The 19,759-nt window shown below is 39.0% G+C and carries 19 protein-coding genes, 1 pseudogene and 1 riboswitch; of the genes and pseudogenes, 15 read left to right on the top strand and 5 right to left on the bottom strand.

What is annotated here, in order from left to right; genetic code table 11:
* Positions 1-341: 341 nt before the first annotated feature.
* Both V7137_RS17070 and V7137_RS17075 read left to right on the top strand, forming a co-directional pair.
* Positions 342-797: a GNAT family N-acetyltransferase gene (locus tag V7137_RS17070; RefSeq protein ID WP_335699199.1), complete on the top strand. Its 456-nt coding sequence runs from the start codon at positions 342-344 to the stop codon at positions 795-797.
* A gap of 141 nt (positions 798-938) precedes the next feature.
* Positions 939-1,394 carry a MarR family winged helix-turn-helix transcriptional regulator gene (locus V7137_RS17075; RefSeq protein WP_335699200.1) on the top strand — a complete coding sequence of 152 codons (456 nt, stop codon included), beginning with the start codon at positions 939-941 and terminating at the stop codon, positions 1,392-1,394.
* Between the two features lie 72 nt (positions 1,395-1,466).
* Here the strand turns inward: V7137_RS17075 and V7137_RS17080 are convergent, their stop codons facing one another.
* Positions 1,467-1,643 (bottom strand): CarD family transcriptional regulator, encoded by a 177-nt coding sequence (locus V7137_RS17080; protein WP_335699201.1) that lies wholly within the window; start codon positions 1,641-1,643, stop codon positions 1,467-1,469.
* Positions 1,644-1,950: 307 nt separating this feature from the next.
* Between V7137_RS17080 and V7137_RS17085 the strand changes: the two genes are divergently transcribed.
* Positions 1,951-3,312 (top strand): DHA2 family efflux MFS transporter permease subunit, encoded by a 1,362-nt coding sequence (locus V7137_RS17085; protein ID WP_335699228.1) that lies wholly within the window; start codon positions 1,951-1,953, stop codon positions 3,310-3,312.
* A 131-nt stretch (positions 3,313-3,443) separates the two neighbouring features.
* Here V7137_RS17085 and V7137_RS17090 read toward each other — a convergent pair whose 3' ends face one another.
* Positions 3,444-5,066, bottom strand: coding sequence for an ABC1 kinase family protein (locus V7137_RS17090; RefSeq protein ID WP_335699202.1), 1,623 nt, complete (start codon positions 5,064-5,066; stop codon positions 3,444-3,446).
* 1,023 nt (positions 5,067-6,089) lie between these two features.
* Positions 6,090-6,271: riboswitch (Lysine riboswitch) on the top strand.
* A gap of 111 nt (positions 6,272-6,382) precedes the next feature.
* Between V7137_RS17090 and V7137_RS17095 the strand changes: the two genes are divergently transcribed.
* From V7137_RS17095 to V7137_RS30710, 9 genes and pseudogenes are all read left to right on the top strand, one after another.
* Positions 6,383-7,216 (top strand): transporter substrate-binding domain-containing protein, encoded by an 834-nt coding sequence (locus tag V7137_RS17095; RefSeq protein WP_335699203.1) that lies wholly within the window; start codon positions 6,383-6,385, stop codon positions 7,214-7,216.
* A 68-nt stretch (positions 7,217-7,284) separates the two neighbouring features.
* On the top strand, positions 7,285-8,019 hold the full coding sequence (locus V7137_RS17100; protein WP_335699204.1) for an amino acid ABC transporter permease: 735 nt from the start codon (positions 7,285-7,287) through the stop codon (positions 8,017-8,019).
* A 24-nt stretch (positions 8,020-8,043) separates the two neighbouring features.
* A complete protein-coding gene (locus V7137_RS17105) occupies positions 8,044-8,784 on the top strand; it encodes an amino acid ABC transporter ATP-binding protein (protein WP_335699205.1) in 741 nt (246 codons plus the stop codon).
* Positions 8,785-9,023: 239 nt separating this feature from the next.
* Positions 9,024-9,716 carry a GntR family transcriptional regulator gene (locus V7137_RS17110; RefSeq protein ID WP_335699206.1) on the top strand — a complete coding sequence of 231 codons (693 nt, stop codon included), beginning with the start codon at positions 9,024-9,026 and terminating at the stop codon, positions 9,714-9,716.
* A 55-nt stretch (positions 9,717-9,771) separates the two neighbouring features.
* Complete coding sequence (gene uxuA / locus V7137_RS17115) at positions 9,772-10,872, top strand: mannonate dehydratase (RefSeq protein WP_335699207.1); 1,101 nt, start codon at positions 9,772-9,774, stop codon at positions 10,870-10,872.
* Between the two features lie 125 nt (positions 10,873-10,997).
* Entirely contained in the window at positions 10,998-12,533 is a 1,536-nt protein-coding gene (locus V7137_RS17120; RefSeq protein WP_335699208.1) for an MFS transporter, read from the top strand.
* Between the two features lie 17 nt (positions 12,534-12,550).
* Positions 12,551-13,984, top strand: coding sequence for a glucuronate isomerase (gene uxaC / locus V7137_RS17125; protein WP_335699209.1), 1,434 nt, complete (start codon positions 12,551-12,553; stop codon positions 13,982-13,984).
* A gap of 23 nt (positions 13,985-14,007) precedes the next feature.
* Positions 14,008-15,633, top strand: a complete 1,626-nt coding sequence (locus tag V7137_RS17130; RefSeq protein ID WP_335699210.1) for a mannitol dehydrogenase family protein — start codon at positions 14,008-14,010, stop codon at positions 15,631-15,633.
* A gap of 56 nt (positions 15,634-15,689) precedes the next feature.
* Positions 15,690-15,854 (top strand): annotated as a pseudogene (locus V7137_RS30710) (hypothetical protein); the annotation flags it as partial.
* 117 nt (positions 15,855-15,971) lie between these two features.
* Here the strand turns inward: V7137_RS30710 and tagU are convergent.
* Positions 15,972-16,904 carry a polyisoprenyl-teichoic acid--peptidoglycan teichoic acid transferase TagU gene (gene tagU, locus V7137_RS17135; protein WP_335699211.1) on the bottom strand — a complete coding sequence of 311 codons (933 nt, stop codon included), beginning with the start codon at positions 16,902-16,904 and terminating at the stop codon, positions 15,972-15,974.
* A gap of 288 nt (positions 16,905-17,192) precedes the next feature.
* Here tagU and V7137_RS17140 point away from each other — a divergent pair, with 288 nt between their 5' ends.
* The 3 genes from V7137_RS17140 to V7137_RS17150 all read left to right on the top strand — a co-directional run bounded on the left by V7137_RS17140 (position 17,193) and on the right by V7137_RS17150 (position 18,964).
* Entirely contained in the window at positions 17,193-17,321 is a 129-nt protein-coding gene (locus V7137_RS17140) for a hypothetical protein (protein WP_335699212.1), read from the top strand.
* Between the two features lie 23 nt (positions 17,322-17,344).
* Positions 17,345-17,869 (top strand): type 1 glutamine amidotransferase domain-containing protein, encoded by a 525-nt coding sequence (locus tag V7137_RS17145; protein WP_335699213.1) that lies wholly within the window; start codon positions 17,345-17,347, stop codon positions 17,867-17,869.
* A 297-nt stretch (positions 17,870-18,166) separates the two neighbouring features.
* Positions 18,167-18,964: an EcsC family protein gene (locus V7137_RS17150; protein WP_335699214.1), complete on the top strand. Its 798-nt coding sequence runs from the start codon at positions 18,167-18,169 to the stop codon at positions 18,962-18,964.
* Positions 18,965-19,038: 74 nt separating this feature from the next.
* On the opposite strand, the gene V7137_RS17155 is transcribed toward V7137_RS17150, so the two are convergent.
* Together V7137_RS17155 and V7137_RS17160 are read right to left on the bottom strand one after the other, a co-directional pair.
* Positions 19,039-19,161, bottom strand: coding sequence for a hypothetical protein (locus V7137_RS17155; RefSeq protein WP_335699229.1), 123 nt, complete (start codon positions 19,159-19,161; stop codon positions 19,039-19,041).
* Positions 19,162-19,270: 109 nt separating this feature from the next.
* Complete coding sequence (locus tag V7137_RS17160; protein WP_335699215.1) at positions 19,271-19,456, bottom strand: Spo0E family sporulation regulatory protein-aspartic acid phosphatase; 186 nt, start codon at positions 19,454-19,456, stop codon at positions 19,271-19,273.
* Between the last annotated feature and the right edge of the window lie 303 nt (positions 19,457-19,759).

Genomic DNA, 19,759 nt, shown 5'->3' on the forward strand with positions numbered 1-19,759 from the left:
AGTAATAATGTATGCAAAAAAAAGAGAAAGGAATTTACGAATTTACTAGTTTTTTTATTTTTTTATCACTGATTTAAAGATTGTGATTAAAGTAACGGGTGCAGTACTTTAACAAAATAGGTGGGAGATAAAATAGTTCCCAATATCGAAAAATATCCACCCTTAAGTTGGTGGATACCTTAGTTATTTGTTATTGTCATAGGTGAAGAACAAACAAAAGATGTACCTGCCAACGTAATAGTCGGTGGTAATCCCGCAAAGGTATTTAGACAAATCGATTTGTAAATTACTCTTTCAGGATAAAACGATGCTTGAGTCAATTTATATAAAGGAGTGGTTTGGTGTTAATATATCGGAAAGCAACTATCAATGATATTGATCAATTAATTGATTTAAGAAAAAAGCAACTAGTTGATGAGGGGATCGAACCCAATATAGACATCGATACTGAACTATATGTTTTCTTTAAAAATAAACTAAGTGATGGTTCTTTAATACAGTTGCTAGTAGAAAATAATGACGAAATTATTGCTTGTGGGGCAGTAATTTTTTATGAATTTCCACCTTCATATACCAATAAAAGTGGAAAAAAGGCTTATATTGCGAATATGTATACGAAAGAAAATTACCGTGGACAAGGAATTGCAACAAATCTTTTGACTAAATTAGTGGATGAAGCCAAAACTTCTGCTATTTCAAGAATTTGGCTAGGGGCTTCAAAAATGGGTAGACCTGTATATAAGAAGTTTGGTTTTAAAGAAACGGATGAATGGTTAGAATTAATTATTCATGATTGATTTCCTGCTGATGCAGTCCGAAAAGGCCTCGCATTCGGACAACCCAAGGTCATTCTATTAAAGAATGGCTTTTATCAGGCCATTCATAGTAAACCAAATTGACATCCCATACCTGTTTTTGTATAGTAAGTGGCGAAGATGATGATTGGAGTGAATCGTTTGATTTCGAACTCTGAATTACAAAATTTAGATCTTATCGACTTAATAAGTGAGCGGCATAGTTTGGTTAGGAAAATTTCGGAGAAAGCCTGGAATGATCAAAGTGAGATTTATATTTCCAATTCCGAATGGTATATTATGGCGAGGATTTATAAAAAAAATCCTAGCATTTCATATGTTACAAAAAATGTAGAAATTTCGCGTCAGGCGATACATAAGTTTATTCAAAAGCTTTCTGAAAAAGGTTTAGTTGAAATCAAAAATGTTGAAAACAACAAAAAAGAGAAGTGTATCCAGTTAACCTCTTTAGGCGAAGAATGCTACGAAAAAAACGCGGCTCTTAAAGCCCAACTTGAGAATAAAATTGCAGAAAAAATAGGGTTTGACCAAGTAACGATTCTTAAAGAGATATTGAAGTTAGAATGGGGAATAAGATAAATGAGAAAAACCCCCGCTTTGTTCATTTAGTTGACGAAGCGGGGGTTTTTCTTTTTTTTCCTGATTCATTCACTACCGCCAGATAAAGTCCTTTAGAACAGGGACACTTATCGTTAATTGATGATTATGATCCAATGGATGTAATTCATAATAAGTTTTTGTCATACCTGCAATGGTTTTCTCGCAAATATCATCAATCTTGCAAATGCCATGTGCGGAATAGATGACCAAATCTCCATTATTAAACATTTGTTCACTCCCAATTTATGACGTCAACTAAGTTGATAATAACGCAGAGGAAATATTTTGTCAACCAAGTTGACACAGAGAAAAAATTTTTGATATAGTTAACAGGCCGTTAGTATCAGGGGGTGTACGACGGAAGTGGATCATTGCTGATAAACAAAATCACGACCAATCTTTTTCAGCAACAGGTAAAAAAGGGGTAAACGAATTTTACTATTGAAGGAGTTTTTAAAAAGTGAATCAAATAGCTCAGAATCAACGAATCCAAACAGACTCTCTGATAAATAAACAGATCAAAACGGGTCCGATTATGGCTGCGCTATTAGTAGCAGGTTTTGTCGGTCTTTTTAGTGAAACGGCATTAAATATAGCTTTAGGACAATTAAGCCAAATCTTCCAAGTCAATGCTACAACGATCCAATGGCTCGCAACAGCCTATTTTCTTACGTTAGGTATTTTAGTCCCCGTTTCAGGAATTCTGATGCAAAAATTTACGACACGGCAAATGTTCATAACAGCTGTATCGCTAACGATTATCGGGACGATTTTAGCAGCGGCAGCTCCTTCATTTGCTATTTTATTGGCAGGACGAATCATTCAAGCAGCCGGATTAGCTATTAATCTACCTCTAACGCAAAATGTCATCTTTACCATCTTCCCGCCAAATAAACGAGGCGGCGCGATGGGGATTATGGGCTTAGTTATGTTAGCTGGCCCAGCATTAGGTCCAACCTTAGCCGGACTTATTTTAGATACATTATCATGGCATTGGATTTTCTGGGTTACCATCCCATTCTTACTGTTCTCACTTATTTTCGGGCTTGCTTATTTACCGAATGTGAATGAGATCCGCAAGGTTTCGATTGATGGAATCTCTGTTATTCTTTCGACGATTGGTTTCGGTGGTGTGGTTTACGGAGTAAGTATGGCTGGTGAGTTCGGATGGACGAGTACATCGGTTATCGGATCCATCATTATTGGAGCCGTAGCACTCCTTACATTTGCGATTCGTCAGACGAAAATGGACAATCCAATGCTGAATCTAAAAGCATTTCATTACCCACTATTCGTTCTTGGGGTCGTGATGAGTTTTATCACGTTTTTTAATATGTTATCCATGCTTGTCATCCTACCCATGTATATGCAAATGGCTTTATTCATTGCAGCTTTCACAACAGGTCTGATCTTACTGCCAGGCAGCTTACTAAACTGTATTTTGGCGCCAACCATTGGTCGATTATTTGATAAATATGGTCCGAAAGCGGTTATTACACCTGGAACAATTTTAGTAGCAATTGGTTATGCCATCTATGCCCAATTTGGTACAGACACGGCATTATGGGTGATTGTTGTCACTCATATTGTCATGATGTTAGGAATTGGGGCGGTACTTGCTTCTGTCCAAACCAACACACTAAATTCTCTTCCGAAACAGTACTATCCGGATGGAATTGCTTTAACTCAAACAATCCAACAAGTGGCTGGCGCGGTTGGTATTGCGGTAATGGTATCGATTCTATCAGCGAAGCAGACTAGTCACTCAGCGGCAGTTGTCAATGAACCAGCTCAAGCAGCAGCAGCGGGATCATCCCTCGTGTTTACCATTAGTTTACTATTAGCGGTGGTCAATGTTGTCCTGTCATTATTCATCAAAAAGCCTAAGTCTGTTTAGATTGAGTAATGAGCGTTATCCTAGTTAATTTATGAAAAAATAGTAGAAATCAAGGGCCCCATCACAGAGATGGAGCCCTTTTTAGGTACCATTTGGGAATGTTGGCAGCTTGATATACCATCTAGCCACATTTAGACTCTCCGTTTTTCATGCATGTACTTCATCCATTTTTTGAGTTTATAACTACAAATAACATAACCGCCAAGCGAGACGGCAGCTACTCCGGCCGATAATTGCCAGATCAGGTCGAGAGAGGTATAGATCCCTGCAACTATTCCCGTAAATCCGAACAGGGTTAATTGAAATAACTGTTTTTTGGTATTTTCATAGATGGTGAATTGGAATTGCCTTCGTTGTTCGACTTCTTTTAACTGCTCTAATTTTTGCGGTGCATTCAGGAATTCTGTTACGGAATGAAAGATTTTAAAGATTGGCTGGGATTGGAGCCATTGCCAGACGAACAGCCATTTATTATTACCTTGTTTGTTTAACCACTCCATAAACACAGGTTTCCCTAACTCTAAGAGTTCCTCCTCTGGCGCTAGGTTGCGGATGATCCCTTCAATCGTGACAATCGACCGGCCTAAAAAGACAAATCTGGTCGGAATTTGGATGGGCAGCGCTTGAATCATATCATTGATTTCCATTTTAAAGGCGAGAAGGTCCATTTCTTTTAATTGAGATGGCTGGAAGGTGATGAATTCCGCTAAGATCCGTTCGATGGTTCTGGATTCAGCCTCAGGGAGCAAAACGCCTAAATGGAATAAGCAATCGACGGCCTTCGGATAATTTTTGGCGAGAAAGCTTTCAATTAAACCTTGGAAATAACCGGCATCCTTTTTGGAAAGTTCTCCGACCATTCCGAAATCTAGTAAAATGATCTTTCCTTCCTTTGAGACAAGAACGTTGCCGGGATGCGGGTCGGCATGAAAGGGACCGGGTTCCATCCATTGAGGGAGGAAGACCTTCATCAGCCGTTGAGCCAGTTCCTGGCGGCTCACGGGTAATTGGTCGATGGCATCGTTATTGGTCAGCCGTAATCCCTCGACCCACTCCATGACCAGTACATTTGGCGTACTCAACTCAGCATACACAGACGGAATTTGGACGATATCGATATCCTTAAAGCGCTCTTTAAACGTCACGATGGTGTTCAGTTCCTGGGAATAGTCCAGTTCGCGTTCAATCACTAGTTTTACTTCTTTAAAAAGAACTTTGAAATTCATAAATCCTTTTGGAAGGGGAACTAGATGATCCACAAACCACATCACAATACCTAGAACCCGAAAATCCGTTTCGACAATGGAATCAATATGCGGTCGCTTTACTTTAATCGCCACTTCGGTTCCATCCCGGAGTACACCTTTATAGACTTCGCCAATGGATGCGGAAGCAATCGCTGTCTTTTCAATCGATTGGAAGTGCTGCTGATACAAGCTTCCCCATTCTTTTTCTAAAATTTCCTCAATCTCGTGCCAGTTTGAGGGGGGGACTTTATCCGTTAGGTCTTCAATTTGATGGATAAAGGCAGGAGGCAGCAAATCAGCACGTGTGCTTAGGATCTGTCCGATTTTGATCAGCAAGCCTTCTAAATCAAACAGGGTTTGTCGAAACCGTGCTCCGATCTTCCCCCAAAGTTTTTCCCACTCGGCTTTCGGTTTTCTCCGAATCTTATACCAATAAATTTGCAGGAAAATGCCAAACGCCAGCGAAAGGACCTTTGTCATCCGCACTAGCTTATTTTTCGTCTTCATCCGAATCCCCACATTCCATTCCAGATTTTACTATTTACTACGGTTTTAATAGATAGAAAGTTTCAACCAGATGCTGCCACTCATTATATTTTAAAAGTAAATGCACTCTATTATTTTTAACATTTTGTAAGGAATAAGATTTTAGGGTGAAACTCTAAAATCCTTTTTGTTCTTGAAATTACTCGGGAGAGAAGTGTTGACGCACTTCTCTCTTTTTAGGATGATACACAAACATCAAGACAACCAATCACTAGAAGAGTTATAGCCGATATATTTACTAAGTTAATAACGAATAGAAGCTAATCGTGCCAGTCATGGGTGAAAAAGTTCGAATACGGTAACGAATAGAGGCTAATCGTGCCCGTCATGGATGAAAAAGTTCGCATACGGTAACGAATAGAGGCTAATCGTGCCCGTCATGGATGAAAAAGTTCGTATACGGTAACGAATAGAAGCTAATCGTGCCCGTCATGGGTGAAAAAACTCGTATACGGTAACGAATAGGGGGCGACGAAATAAAAAACTAATAAGTATTTTTAAAGTAAGAAAAGAGCCTAGTTTCAGAAATGATTACCGAAAAAAATGTAAACCAAGTTATCGCTGCACCTTGTCACTCTCAAGTAAGAACTTAGCATTTTCACCTAATAAATCATTTAAAACAAATGGAATCTACCGATAATGATCGTCCAAATAATCAAAGTTAGTAAGGGCAAAGAGATTAGCGTGATTAACCAAGACCTTTCAAAGATGTTGTAGCCCTTTTTCTCTGCAAACCATTCACATAATAGGTTGAGGAGATAAAGTGCGATGAACTGAATGGATAAGGATAGTAATTTATAGATTATAAAATTTAAGAATCCCTGATTGTCCATGGGTTTTCCCCTTTCGCTTGTACATGTTTATTCAATTACAAGCGAAAGTATTAATTATAAAGGGACCCATTGCCACAATATGCTATATTGACATAATTAACTGAATATAGTAGTCTATTAATTATAATAATTTAATATCACCTCACTTTTTTAGTGAGGTAGAGGCGCGATATTTAACAGTCTTTAGTGGAGTTTGAGAAGCAGTGATACTAAGGAGAAGGAAATGTCGCCGAAGTTAGTAATAGTCTCACTATTACTTGCTGGGTCTGCAGTGAATAATTGCAGGACTGTCTCAATAAACTCCCTAGTTTATTGAGTTGTGCTATCTCACCTGGGAAAAGAGAGGACTTAAGGGCAACTACGCATATATAGCGACCTGAGTTTATCTCAGGTCGTTTTTTGTTGTGTTAAAATGCCTGAAATTAATAGGAGGAGAATACTTACATGAAAAAAGCATCATTATTTTTAGTATTACTGCTTTCAGCAATGATCGTATTAGCTGGATGTGGTTCAAGTAATAAGTCAGAGTCTGGATCATCAGATGATAATACATTTAAGGTAGGCCTTGAAGCAGGTTATGCACCATTTAACTGGACGCAAAATGATGATTCAAATGGCGGTGTGAAAATACAAGGCACTCAACAATATGCTGGTGGTTATGATGTTGAAATCGCCAAAAAAATTGCTGATGGCTTAGGGAAAAAATTAGTGATTGTAAAAACAGAATGGGACGGCCTTGTTCCAGCTTTAACTTCTGGGAAAATCGACGCGATTATCGCAGGGATGTCACCAACAGCGGAACGCAAAAAGACCATCGACTTTTCCGATAACTACTACAAATCCAATCTAGTTATGGTGGTTAAAAAAGGCGGAAAATATGAAGGTGCCACTTCCATCCAAGATTTCAAAGGGGCAAAAATAACAGCTCAATTAAATACGTTCCACTATTCCGTCATTGACCAAATTAAAGGCGTAAAAAAAGCGACTGCCATGGATAACTTCCCGGCCATGAGGGTAGCTCTTGAATCAGGAATTATCGATGGCTACGTTTCAGAACGTCCGGAAGCAGTTAGTGCGTCAAGTGCAAACGATAAATTTGCGATGGTTGAATTTAAAGATGGCTTTAAAACATCAGAAGATGATACAGCGATTGCGGTAGGTCTTGAAAAAGGCGATAAAAGTATCGATAAAATCAATGAAATTTTAAAAGGTATTTCAGAAGAATCACGTACACAAATCATGGATGAGGCTATTAAGAATCAACCTGCAGCAAAATAATGGAATCATAAAACCGGCTGTATCTCTATGCAGTCGGTTTTATGATGATGAGACAAAGGGGGAGAAAGATGAGTATCGATTGGATCATAAAAATCGTTTCAGAAAATTGGCCTATGTTTCTTCGTGGGGCGGGCACCACGCTCTATATTTCACTGATTGGGACAATATTGGGTGCAATTATTGGCTTGATGGCGGGGGTAATCCGGACTATTCCTGTCCCATCAGGTGGATCAAGAAAAGCTCTTCTAAAAGTGATTAATGTTATCCTTTCTATTTATATCGAGTTCTTCCGCGGAACACCGATGATCGTTCAGGCGATGGTCATTTATTATGGCTCTGCTCTAGCGTTTAATATCGATATGAATGTTATGGTTGCGGCTCTCATTATCGTTTCGATTAATACCGGGGCGTATATGGCAGAGATTGTCCGGGGGGGAATTGTTTCGATTGATAAGGGACAATTTGAGGCAGCGCAGGCGATTGGGATGAATCATTTGCAAACGATGATGAATATCGTATTGCCACAGGTAATTCGAAACATTTTACCAGCAACGGGCAACCAGTTTGTCATCAATATTAAAGATACTTCGGTTCTGAATGTTATTTCAGTATCAGAACTTTATTTTTTAACAAAATCAGTAGCAGGGAACAACTTTAGATACTTTGAATCATTCTTCGTAGCTTGCGTAATGTATTTTGTGATGACCTTTATTGTCACGAGAATTCTACTTTATGTTGAAAGAAAATTAGAGGGATCAGACAATTACACGGTGCTGAGTGAGGAAACACCGCTAACGAAATAATTTTTAGCAGAAGGAGGAGAGAGCATGGAAAACGTCATTGAAGTGAAAAATTTAAATAAATCGTTTGGAAATCATGAAGTGTTAAAGGACATTGAGTTTTCAGTGAAAAAAGGGGAAGTTGTCAGTATCATCGGTTCCTCTGGATCTGGTAAATCTACGCTGCTTCGCTGTATCAATCTCTTAGAAAGACCAAGCGGCGGTCAAATTATTTATCATGGCGAAAATATCTTAGATGACAAGCATGATATTTTCTCCTACCGCAGGAATTTGGGGATGGTTTTCCAACATTTTAATTTGTTCAATAATCACAATGTCCTCAAAAACTGTGTGGTTGGCCAAATTAAAGTCTTGAAGCGCTCCAAAGAGGAAGCAGAAAAAGTAGCGATGAAATACTTGAAAATTGTCGGAATGGATCGCTATATTAACGCCAAACCAAAACAATTATCAGGCGGTCAAAAACAACGGGTTGCGATTGCGCGGGCGCTTTCGATGGAACCGGACGTGATGTTATTTGATGAACCAACATCGGCACTCGACCCTGAAATGGTAGGCGAAGTGTTAAAAGTTATGAAGGAACTAGCCGGAACGGGTCTAACAATGCTAATCGTAACGCATGAAATGGATTTCGCAAGGGAAGTCTCTGATCGTATTGTCTTTATGGATAAGGGCGTGATTGCGGAGGAAGGAAATCCAGAGGAAATCTTCAGCCATCCAAAACAAGAACGGACGAGAGAGTTTTTAAAACGGACGTTAAAAGAAGCATAAACTTTTGAGGAAACGAATCCCATTCATTGATGGATTCGTTTTTTTTTATGGCTATATCCGAAAATATAGTAAATATAACTACAGAAAAGCGCTTGCAAAAAAAAGACAGCCGCTTTATAATGAATTCACAACTACCATATTAATATACTAATATGCCAATCAATCCCGAAAAGGAGGTACATCTTACAATTCTCATTTGATATACTTATTGCAGTATAGAAAAGAGAAGAGGATAACGAATGCTAAACAACACCGTAACTGCAAAAGAATTTGCGTATGAAGAAATAAAAGCGGAAATTTTAAAATTAAAATTAATTCCTGGTACAAAAATCTCTGAAAAGACCATGTCAGACCGTTTGAAAGTTAGTCGGACGCCGATAAGAGAAGCTTTCTTAAAATTAGCCCAGGAAGAATTGTTAACCATCATCCCGCAAAGTGGAACCTTCGTCTCGTTAATTAATTTGGATCTTGCCGAGGAGGCCCGATTTGTTCGAGAGGTCATTGAGACAAACATTGTAGGATTATGCTGTGAGAACATTTCGGAAGAATCCGCCTTTAATTTAGAAGTCAACTTAAAAATGCAAGAGCATCTTGTAAGCAATCATATAGAGAAACAACAAATCGAAAAATTCATTAACTTGGATGAAAATTTCCACAAGGAACTATTTATCGCTTGTGGAAAAGAACGTACATGGAGAATGATTCAAAATATGGCCGGTCATCTAAATCGATTTAGAATGCTAAGAATAATCGACACAAAAGATTTGGATTGGGCTTTATTACTGGCCCATCACAAAGAAATTTATCAAGCCATTTCAGAAAAAAATAAAGAAAAAGCAGAAGCTCTTATGAAGGAACATTTGCGATTGATGCTATCTGAAAAAGACATTTTACTGCAAGAATTTCCTGAATATTTTTATTCACAGGTTTAGAAATCGTATTTATTTTTTTGAGAAGTGAGAAAGCGCTCACAAGGGAGAGAATAAGATGCAAATGACATTTCGTTGGTACGGAGAGGGCAATGACTCGATTACGTTAAAACAAATCCGCCAGATTCCGGGAATCAAAGGAGTCGTATGGGCGCTGCATGATGTGCCTGTCGGAGAGGTTTGGCCGGTTGAAAAGATCGAAGAAGTAGTAAAGCAAGCTAATAAGTACAAATTAAATACCGAAGTAGTTGAGAGTGTCAATATTCACGAGGATATTAAACTTGGATTGCCAACAAGAGAACAATATATAGAAACGTATAAAGAAACATTGAAAAATTTAAGCAAATTTGGCGTGAAAGTTGTATGCTACAACTTTATGCCGGTATTTGATTGGTTCCGGACCGATTTATTTAAAGAGACGGAGGATGGAAGTACCGCCTTATTCTTCGATGCCCAAAAAGTTCTCGCGTTAACACCAGAACAGGTCGTAAAGAATATGGAAGAAAACGCAAAAGATTTCACCCTGCCAGGTTGGGAACCTGAAAGATTAACCGATTTACAGCGTCTCTTTGATCTATATAAGGATATTTCCGAAGTGGATTTATTAGAGAACTTGACTTACTTCTTGAAGGAAGTATGCCCGGTTGCAGAAGAATTTGGAATTAAGATGGCCATTCATCCGGATGATCCGCCATTCTCTATCTTTGGTTTACCACGGATTGTAAAAAACAAAGAGGATATTGGGCGGCTGTTAAGTGCAGTAGATAGTCCAGCCAATGGGTTAACTTTCTGTTCTGGTTCGTTAGGAGGAAATCCAGCTAATGATTTGGTGGATATCGTCCATTCCTTCGCGGATCGGATTGCTTTTGCCCATATTCGCAATGTAAAACATTTTGAAGATGGGAGCTTTATTGAATCCTCCCACCGAGTAGCCGATGGTTCTTTACCCATCACAGGCATCGTGAATGCCCTCTATGAAAATGGCTTTGATGGGTATATTCGCCCGGATCATGGCAGACATATTTGGGATGAAGTATGCAGACCAGGATATGGCTTATATGATCGTGCGTTAGGCGCCATGTATTTACAAGGTGCTTGGGATACAAATGTGTTACTGAAAAATGGAGCAGCTCCTAAGAAAACATTGCAAACGGTTTAAGATTAGTAGTCTATCATGAAGTAAGTAAGGAATATGACCGAAATTGTTCCTTTTCTTACATTGTTAATGAAAGCGTTTTACCTATTTCTATGTTGTATCACTCACGAAATATAGGAGGCGTTATAATGCCGAGAATGAATAAGGAAATTTCGCTAAAAACTAGTGTTGGCTTTGGTTTAACCGATATGATGGGCGGTGGAGCCTTTACCATTATTGGGGCTTGGCTGCTATTCTTCTTTACGACGTTTGCGGGCTTAACACCAGTTGAAGGTGCATCCATTATCGCGATTGCGCGGATTGTGGACGCCGTCGTCAGTTTATTTATGGGAAGCTTTTCAGATAACTTCTTTAAATTTAAATTGGGAAGAAAATATGGACGGCGTAGATTTTTCTTACTGTTGGGCGCCCCGTTAATGCTTGTGTACGTGTTACTTTGGGTATCAGGAATGAACTTTTTCTATTACCTACTCACGTACTTAGCATTTGAAATTATCGCGGCCATGGTATTAATCCCTTGGGAAACACTGCCATCAGAAATGACAACTGATTTTGATAAGAGAACGAAATTATCAACCGCTCGAATGTTTATTTCAGGTACGGGGACTTTTTTAGCTACATTTATTCCAGGTCAATTATTTGGTGTGTTAGGGCAAGATAGTCCGACGGCATTTTTGATTAACGGTGCCCTTTTCGCTGTCATCTTCGCTATTTGTGTCTTTATCTCTTTCCGCTCTACATGGGAACGAGAAGTATCGCCAGAGACGATGGAGCAATTTGCGCATCAAAAGAAAGAGCAGAAAAGCTTTGCTGAAAATGTAAAAGTGATTACCCAAACACTAGTTGATTTTGCTTCGACATTTAAAGTAAAAAGTTTCCGTAAGCATTTATTAATCTATATTTGCTCCATGACGGCTAAAGATGCGTTTAACGCGGTGTTTGTTTTCTATTGTGTCTATGCATTGAATAGTACGTCAGAAGTGGCGGCCAATTTACTTTCCTTTAGTATAATTGGACTTCCTGGTGCCATCATTTATGGATTCTTAATGATCAAAATGGGACCAGCTAATTTGGCGAAAATTTCTTATTCAACGATGATTCTTTGTGTATTTGGATATGGGGCTGTCTATTACTTCCATCCAAGTAACTTAATCCTGACGCTAGGTATTATTTCATTCGTATATCAAATTGGAAGAAGTATGTTAGAATTCGTACCTTGGAACGTCTTTCCATTTATTCCGGATGTAGACGAAATGATTACGAAAGAGCGCCGCGAAGGGATCTTTGCCTCTGTTATGACATTCTTTAGAAAATCTTCCGTTGCACTTGCTACATTCTTAGTTGGCGCCATCTTGGAAGGCGGCGGTTTTGTTCAAAAAGCAACCACACAACCAGAAAGAGCGGTTCATACAATTGTAGGCATCATGCTTATTGGAGTGGTTGGATTACTACTTGTTGCGTTAATTGCGGCTTTCACCTTTAAATTAAATAAAGAAACACATAGTATTCTTGTGGATGAAATCAGCCGCTTGAAAAACAATGGACGCAAAGAAGATGTTAATCCAAAAACAAAAGAAGTAGTAGAAGCACTTACAGGCTATAAATATGAAAAGCTATGGGGTGGCCACACACCAACTGACTATCCTCGTTCAAAGGCGAATTAATAAGAGGGGCGAATCAAATGAAAGCATTTATGGACAAAGATTTCTTGCTTCAAACGGAAACGGCAAAAGTGCTCTATCATGACTTTGCTGAAAAAATGCCAATCTATGATTACCATTGTCACTTAGACCCACGCGAAATCTATGAAAATAAAAGATATAAAAATATCACAGAATTATGGCTAGGCGGCGACCATTATAAATGGCGTGCGATGAGAGCCAATGGAGTAGAAGAATACTACATTACGGGGGAAGCCGATGACTACGAAAAATTTGTCAAATGGGCTGAAACTGTAGAAAAATTAATGGGAAACCCGCTGTATCATTGGACACATTTGGAGTTAAAACAATATTTTAATGTGGACACCATCTTAAAGGGAGCCACTGCCAAAGAAATTTGGGAGGCCTGTAATGAGAAAATCCAGAGCCCAAATTTTTCAGCAAGAAGTTTAATTGAGCAATCAAATGTCGCGTTTATCGGGACAACAGACGATCCGATTGATGATTTGTGTTATCACAAGTTATTACAAGAGGACACCGATTTTTCAACCACAGTTTTGCCAGCTTTTCGGCCGGACTTTGTGATGGCAATTCAACAATCGAAGTCATGGGTGGATTATGTAGGTAAGCTAGGAAAGTTGACTGGGATTGAGATTACCGATTTCACCAAACTAATCGATGCCTTAGAGAGTCGAATTGATTATTTTACGGAAATCGGTTGTAAATTATCCGATCACAGTATCGAGACCGTTGTCTATGAAAAAGCGACGGAACAAGAACTCGATGAAATTGTGCAAAAAGCTTTGAACAACGAGTCGATTTCATTGAAGGAGAACCATCAATTTCTAACACAGTTACTTGTAAGTCTAGGTAAAGCCTATCACAAGCGTGGCTGGGTCATGCAATACCATATTGGGGCATTGAGAAGTGCCAACACTCGTCTGTTCCATGCGATTGGACCGAATGTGGGTGTAGATTCTTTTAGGGATGAGCCTATTGCTGTTCCGCTCTCGTTATTATTGGATGAGCTTGATCAGGACCAACAGCTTCCAAAAACGATTCTATATGGCTTGAATCCGAAAGATAATGAAGTGCTGGCAGCGATGGCCGGTAATTTCCAAGAAGGCGGGATCCCGTCTAAAGTACAGTTTGGCTCGGCCTGGTGGTTTAACGATCATATTGATGGTATGGTTGCTCAAATGAAAATCCTTGGTAATCTTGGATTATTATCCAGATTTATCGGCATGCTTACCGATTCACGGAGCTTTTTATCCTACAGTCGTCATGAGTACTTTAGAAGAATACTGTGTAATATCGTTGGTACTTGGGTCGAAAATGGAGAATACCCAAATGATTTAGAATGGTTAGGTCAAATTGTCCAGGATATCTCCTATAACAACGCACAAGAATACTTTGATTTTAGCCTAAAGTCTTCACTGGTGTCGTTGGCTTAATCAAATAAAAAGGAGGAGCCACATTGCTATTACTAGAAAAAGACCAACTAAAATCCAATAAAGATAAATTTGAAGAGATCGGGATTAAAACACCAGCATTTAATTTTGAAGAGGTTTGGGAAGCGACGAAAAAAGAGCCGATTTGGTTACATTTCGGGGGAGGAAATTTATTCAGAGCGTTCCATTCTGTTTTACAGCAGCATTTAATTGAGCGGAAAGAAACCGGAAAAGGGATTATCGTTGCTTCCACCTCCGATGATGCGTTGATTGAAAAGATCTATCAACCTTATGATAATTTAAGCCTCGATGTCGTGATGAAGGCAGATGGCTCATTGGATATGGAAGTGATCGCAAGTGTGGCGGAAAGTATTGCTACCTATAACGGTCCATCATCATGGCAGCGGTTAAAAGAGGTTGCTAGCCATCCATCCCTTCAATTCATTTCCCTTTCTATCACAGAAAAAGGGTATGACTTAAAAGATATGAACGGGGAAATTCGAGCATGGGTTCTAGAAGAAATCGAGCAAGGACTGGATCAGCCTAGTAAACATACGATGATTTTGCTGGCATCGCTTTTGCATGAAAGATATCAAACAGGAAAAGCTCCGTTAGCACTCGTAAGTACAGATAATTTCTCCCACAATGGAGACAAGCTTAAGGAGGCGCTTCTTACTGTTGCTACGATTTGGAAGGAAACGGGTGTGGTCGAGCAAGGGTTTATCGATTATTTAAATGATGAAACGAAAATCGCGTTTCCATGGAGTATGATTGATAAAATTACACCGCTTCCTTCTGTTACCGTTCAAGAAAAGTTAACAGAAATCGGATTTGGCAGTGCCGAACTGGTTCGAAAAAGAGAAAATGGGTCATATGTTGCGCCCTTTGTGAATACTGAGGAATCTGAATACCTGGTTATTGAGGATTGTTTTCCAAACGGAAGACCGCCGTTAGAAAAAGTAGGTGTCTACTTTACAGAAAAAGAAGTGGTCGACCTTGTCGAGCGAATGAAAGTATGTACATGTTTAAATCCACTTCATACCGCTTTAGCGATCTTTGGCTGCCTGCTTGATTATACTTCGATTGCGGATGAAATGAAGGATGCTGATTTGAAAGCATTAGTGGAAAAAGTCGGCTATGAAGAAGGCATGAAGGTCGTAACTGATCCTGGAATCATTGACCCAATGGCATTTATTAAAGAAGTCATCGAAGTACGTTTTCCGAATCCTAATAATCCAGATACTCCACAAAGGATTGCGTCAGATACATCACAGAAGCTGGGGATTCGCTTTGGGGAAACGATCAAATTGTATGTCCAAAGAGAAGACCTTGATGTCAATGATTTATCATTTATCCCATTAACGATTGCTGCTTGGTGTCGTTATCTGATGGGCATTAATGATGCAGGAGATGAAATGAACATTAGTCCAGATCCACTTTTAGAAGATTTGCAGCAATATCTTCAAAAGGTAGAATTTGGCCGTTCAGAATCAGTCGGCGAAAACTTACGCCCAATTCTTTCAAACCAAAGAATCTTTGGAGTAGATTTATATCTAGTTGGATTGGGAGATAAAGTAGAAAGATTCTTCAAGCAACTGATAACAGCTCCAGGTGCAGTGCGATCAACGCTGCATCATCAAATCCATTCATAAACTGGCGGTAGTTCAATAGAGTTCCTTTTGAGGAATTATAAGAAGAAACCTGGGATGAAGTCTATGACCTTAATGTAAAATCCATCTTCCTTGCTACTCAAGCAGTCACTCCAATCATGAGGAAGAATCATGGTGGTGCGATTACAATACTGCTTCGATTTCGGAAAGAAACGGAGGAGGTCCAGGTACGATCCATTACGCTACAGCCAAAGGGGAATTAGGAATAAACCTATCTTATTGATTGGGTGTCGCTTAGCAGCGATAGAAATGTGGTCTCTAGCTTTGAGAGGAATAAGTATGAAAAAGCTGAATGGCGTTAATCTCCATTCAGCTTTCGTTTATTCTAAATCTAGTTGTGACTTTAATTCGTTTTGGACTCTTTGTTTTTCTTCTTCTGAAACCAATCCATAATAGATGTTATCAATCCTTGTTCCTTCTTCTTTTAACTCCATTTGTTCAATAGACGTTGCTACATCTTTATATCCTTTTTGTATAGCTACCATTTGATCAAAGGTAAGGTTCGTCTTTACATTTTTTCCAAGTACAGAAAAGATATCGGAGAACTTCGTTAAGCTTGATAAACTAGCCCCTTCTTTGACCACACCTTCAATTATTTGCCGTTGTCTTTCTTGGCGGCCAAAGTCACCTCGAGGGTCTTGTTTTCTCATTCTTGTATAGCTTAACGCTTTTTTACCGTTTAGCGTCAATTCCCCTTTTGGAAAATGGTATCCATCTTGTTTGAAATCTAAGTCGTTATTGACCTTTACGCCGCCAACCGCATCGACCATGCCTGTGAATCCTTGCATATTAACCTCGATATAATAGTCGATCGGTATATCAAGAAAGTTTTCGACTGTATCCATGGCCATTGGAATACCTCCAAAAGCATAGGCATGATTAATTTTATCCTGTTTCCCTTTTCCAATAATTTCAGTTCGAGTATCACGTGGAATGCTAAGCATTTTTATGGAATTCTTGTTGGGATTAACGGTTAATACAATCATTGTATCAGAGCGGCCCCTGTCTCCTTCTCGCTCGTCAACACCAAGCATTAATACGGAGAAAGGATCTTTTGCCTTCAGTGATACAGCTTCCTTGCGTTTTTCTGAGTGTTTTCGTTCAATCGGCTGCTGCATCGAAGCAACAGCAGTTTTTAAAGAATTATAGACAGTGGACCCGTATATTCCCCCGCCTATTAACATTATGAGAAGGATGGTGCCGGTAACCCTTACCCATTTTTTAAGTCTTCGTTTCCTTTTTTTCAATCTCATTCGTAAACCTCCGAAATATAGGAATCAGTTGTTATAAATAATACGATAAAAGTATGTAAAAGTCGTCTATTATTCGGTGCTATTGTCAAAATGTGTCGTATCTCCTATGGAAAATGGTTTAAAAAATGTGATTGAACCGAAGGATTCTGGTTGATTATAACTATATTTAATAGAATGAACGATGCCTGTGAATTTCTAGGGATACCTCATTTTATTTTACAAACCAAGCAATTTTCATTGATTAAATCCGGTCAATATGTTACTTCTCAATGGAGGAAATCTTAGCAAATGGAAATTTGTTTGCCTGCGATTTCCGTGATTGACACGCTGTTTTTACTATTATCAAGAATCAATTTAGATAGTTCGTTTCAATCAATCAGTGACCGCGAACAAGCATTATCAGATTACATGCATTAACATTTTGAAAGGAGCAAAAACCGATGCGATTAGAAGGTAAGAAAGTAATCAGTCTTGTGCACCATGATTTTGAAGATTTAGAGCTGTGGTACCCGATTCTCAGACTGCAGGAAGAGGGGGCCGTCGTCCATTTGGCCGGAGAAAAAGCGAATGAGAAATATATTGGGAAGTACGGTGTACCGGCTACCTCCGAATTTGCCTATGGTGAGATTCGCGGGGAGGATTATGATGCCATCTTAGTTCCAGGAGGCTGGGCACCAGACAAAATCCGGCGCTTTCCGGAAGTCCTTACTCTGCTGCAGGAAATGAATGCGGATGAAAAGCCAATCGGACAAATCTGCCATGCCGGCTGGGTCCTGATTTCTGCAAAAATTCTTGAAGGTAAAAAAGTAACTAGTACTCCAGGGATTAAAGATGATATGGAAAATGCAGGCGCCAGTTGGTATGATGAGCCCGTCGTTGTCGACGGACACCTTGTCTCCAGCCGACGTCCACCGGATCTACCTGACTACCTTCGGGAATTTATTAACGTGTTAGAACAGAAATAGTCTTTGAGGTAAAGCAAGGAGGGAAGATAGCGAGCAAATGTTCGCTGTCTTTTTTTCGTGTGGCGGTTTTAATGAGATTTTGGTGCATTGCTAATCGTGCCCATCACCATCCATTTCCTGCACCAACGGGCAAGATCTCCACCTCAAATAAAATTTTTCACGGAATGATTAGATACTTAGATAGAAAAGATAGTAAAATGATGTTCCGCCCCGACCTTCCAATCCACTCCCATGAAACCTTTCTCCAGATCATTCGTATGTAATCATAAATAAACGAACGAGGGTGACACACCATACATGGAAACAAGAGATGATTTATTGCAGGAACTAGCTGTCATTGAGAAGTGGGAGAATGACCAGAGCGATTTATGGATTTGGGACCGCCTTGGAAGGCTGCCATTTAAAATTCTTGATAAAATTACGCCGCAATTCATCCACAACAAAGTGGGCAATTTACTGGAAGAAATCGGCACCTATATTCAAAATGGCGGCAGTTATTTAATTAAGGAACATAATCTATTTGAAAAAATTGAAAAAGAGACAGATAAGCCGATCAACCAGATAACTGATATCGCAGATATTCCGTTAGCTACAATGGAAAAGGTAAGTCAGGAGCTGACCGGACAACGGAAGAAGTTTGCGACGATTCAAGGGGCGAGCACGGGAATCGGCGGGATTTTTACACTTGCGCTTGATGTTCCGGCATTAATGGGCATTTCTTTAAAAACTCTCCAGGAAATTGCCATTATTCATGGGTATGATCCAAACGAAAAAAGCGAACGTATTTTTATGATCAAATGCCTGCAGTTTTCATCCGCTGATATCGTCGGAAAACGAGCGATTCTCAATGAGCTTTCCAGCTACTATCAACAAGGGAGCGGATCCAGTGAAATGATGTCGCAGCTGCAAGGCTGGCGCGAGGTGGTTTATACATACAGAGACCAGTTCGGATGGAAGAAGCTCTTTCAAATGGTTCCTGTTGCGGGGATGATTTTTGGAGCATTTACGAATCGATCCATGATTAATGACCTTGCTGAGACAGGCATTATGCTATACCGGAAAAGAAGGATTCTTGAGAGATTGGAACAGAAATAGGTCAAAGTTAGGGACAGCATTTTGTGTGTTGTTCCTCTTGGTGAATATTGGAAAAACGGCCCTAAAAAGGCGACTCATTTATCGGATATCCCTAACCAAAAACTCAACTTTTCTTTGATAATGTCATAGATTAAATTTGCAGTGGTTGTTTTACCGGATCCAGGCAGTCCTTCTACCAATATTAGTTTTGTATTCATAAAAGAACTAAAACCTCCATTTAAAACTAGACTATCAATATTAGAAAGGGCCGAATCCCATGGACCCGACCACTAATTCTATTTAACAATCATTATAAACACAGCAATATTAGATACTAACTAGTTCTTCAGCTTTTTCCTCAAAATATTTATTCATAAGTAAGTTAAGTTTTATTGAAAGGGTTATATATTCGGAACTGCTTGGTCCGACTTGCTTATATATTGATTGTAGTTTCGTTTTAAGAGCAACGATTTCCTGTAAAAGTTCCATGTTTTCCATTTCGACTGTTTTCATCATACACCTCATAATATTATTTTTTTCCATTGGTTTGGAAGGCATGATGACTTGATTTGCATCTTTTTCGTCTTCTAAAGATAATACAATTCCAATACCATTACTGATAGTAACATAGTGGATTTTCCATGTGAACAACGAATATAAAAAGTAAAAATATTAGAAAAAAGGTAAATAATATTGGTATACCAATAGAGTTTTCTATCTGCTTAAAAATAAACATCCTTCTTTACTAACAAGTTATATTGTTATAACATCAACAGTAAAAATAAAACTATTAAAAAAATTCAAATAATATTAACA

The sequence above is a fragment of the Neobacillus drentensis genome, assembly GCF_036962765.1.
GTDB lineage: Bacteria > Bacillota > Bacilli > Bacillales > Cytobacillaceae > Neobacillus > Neobacillus drentensis_C.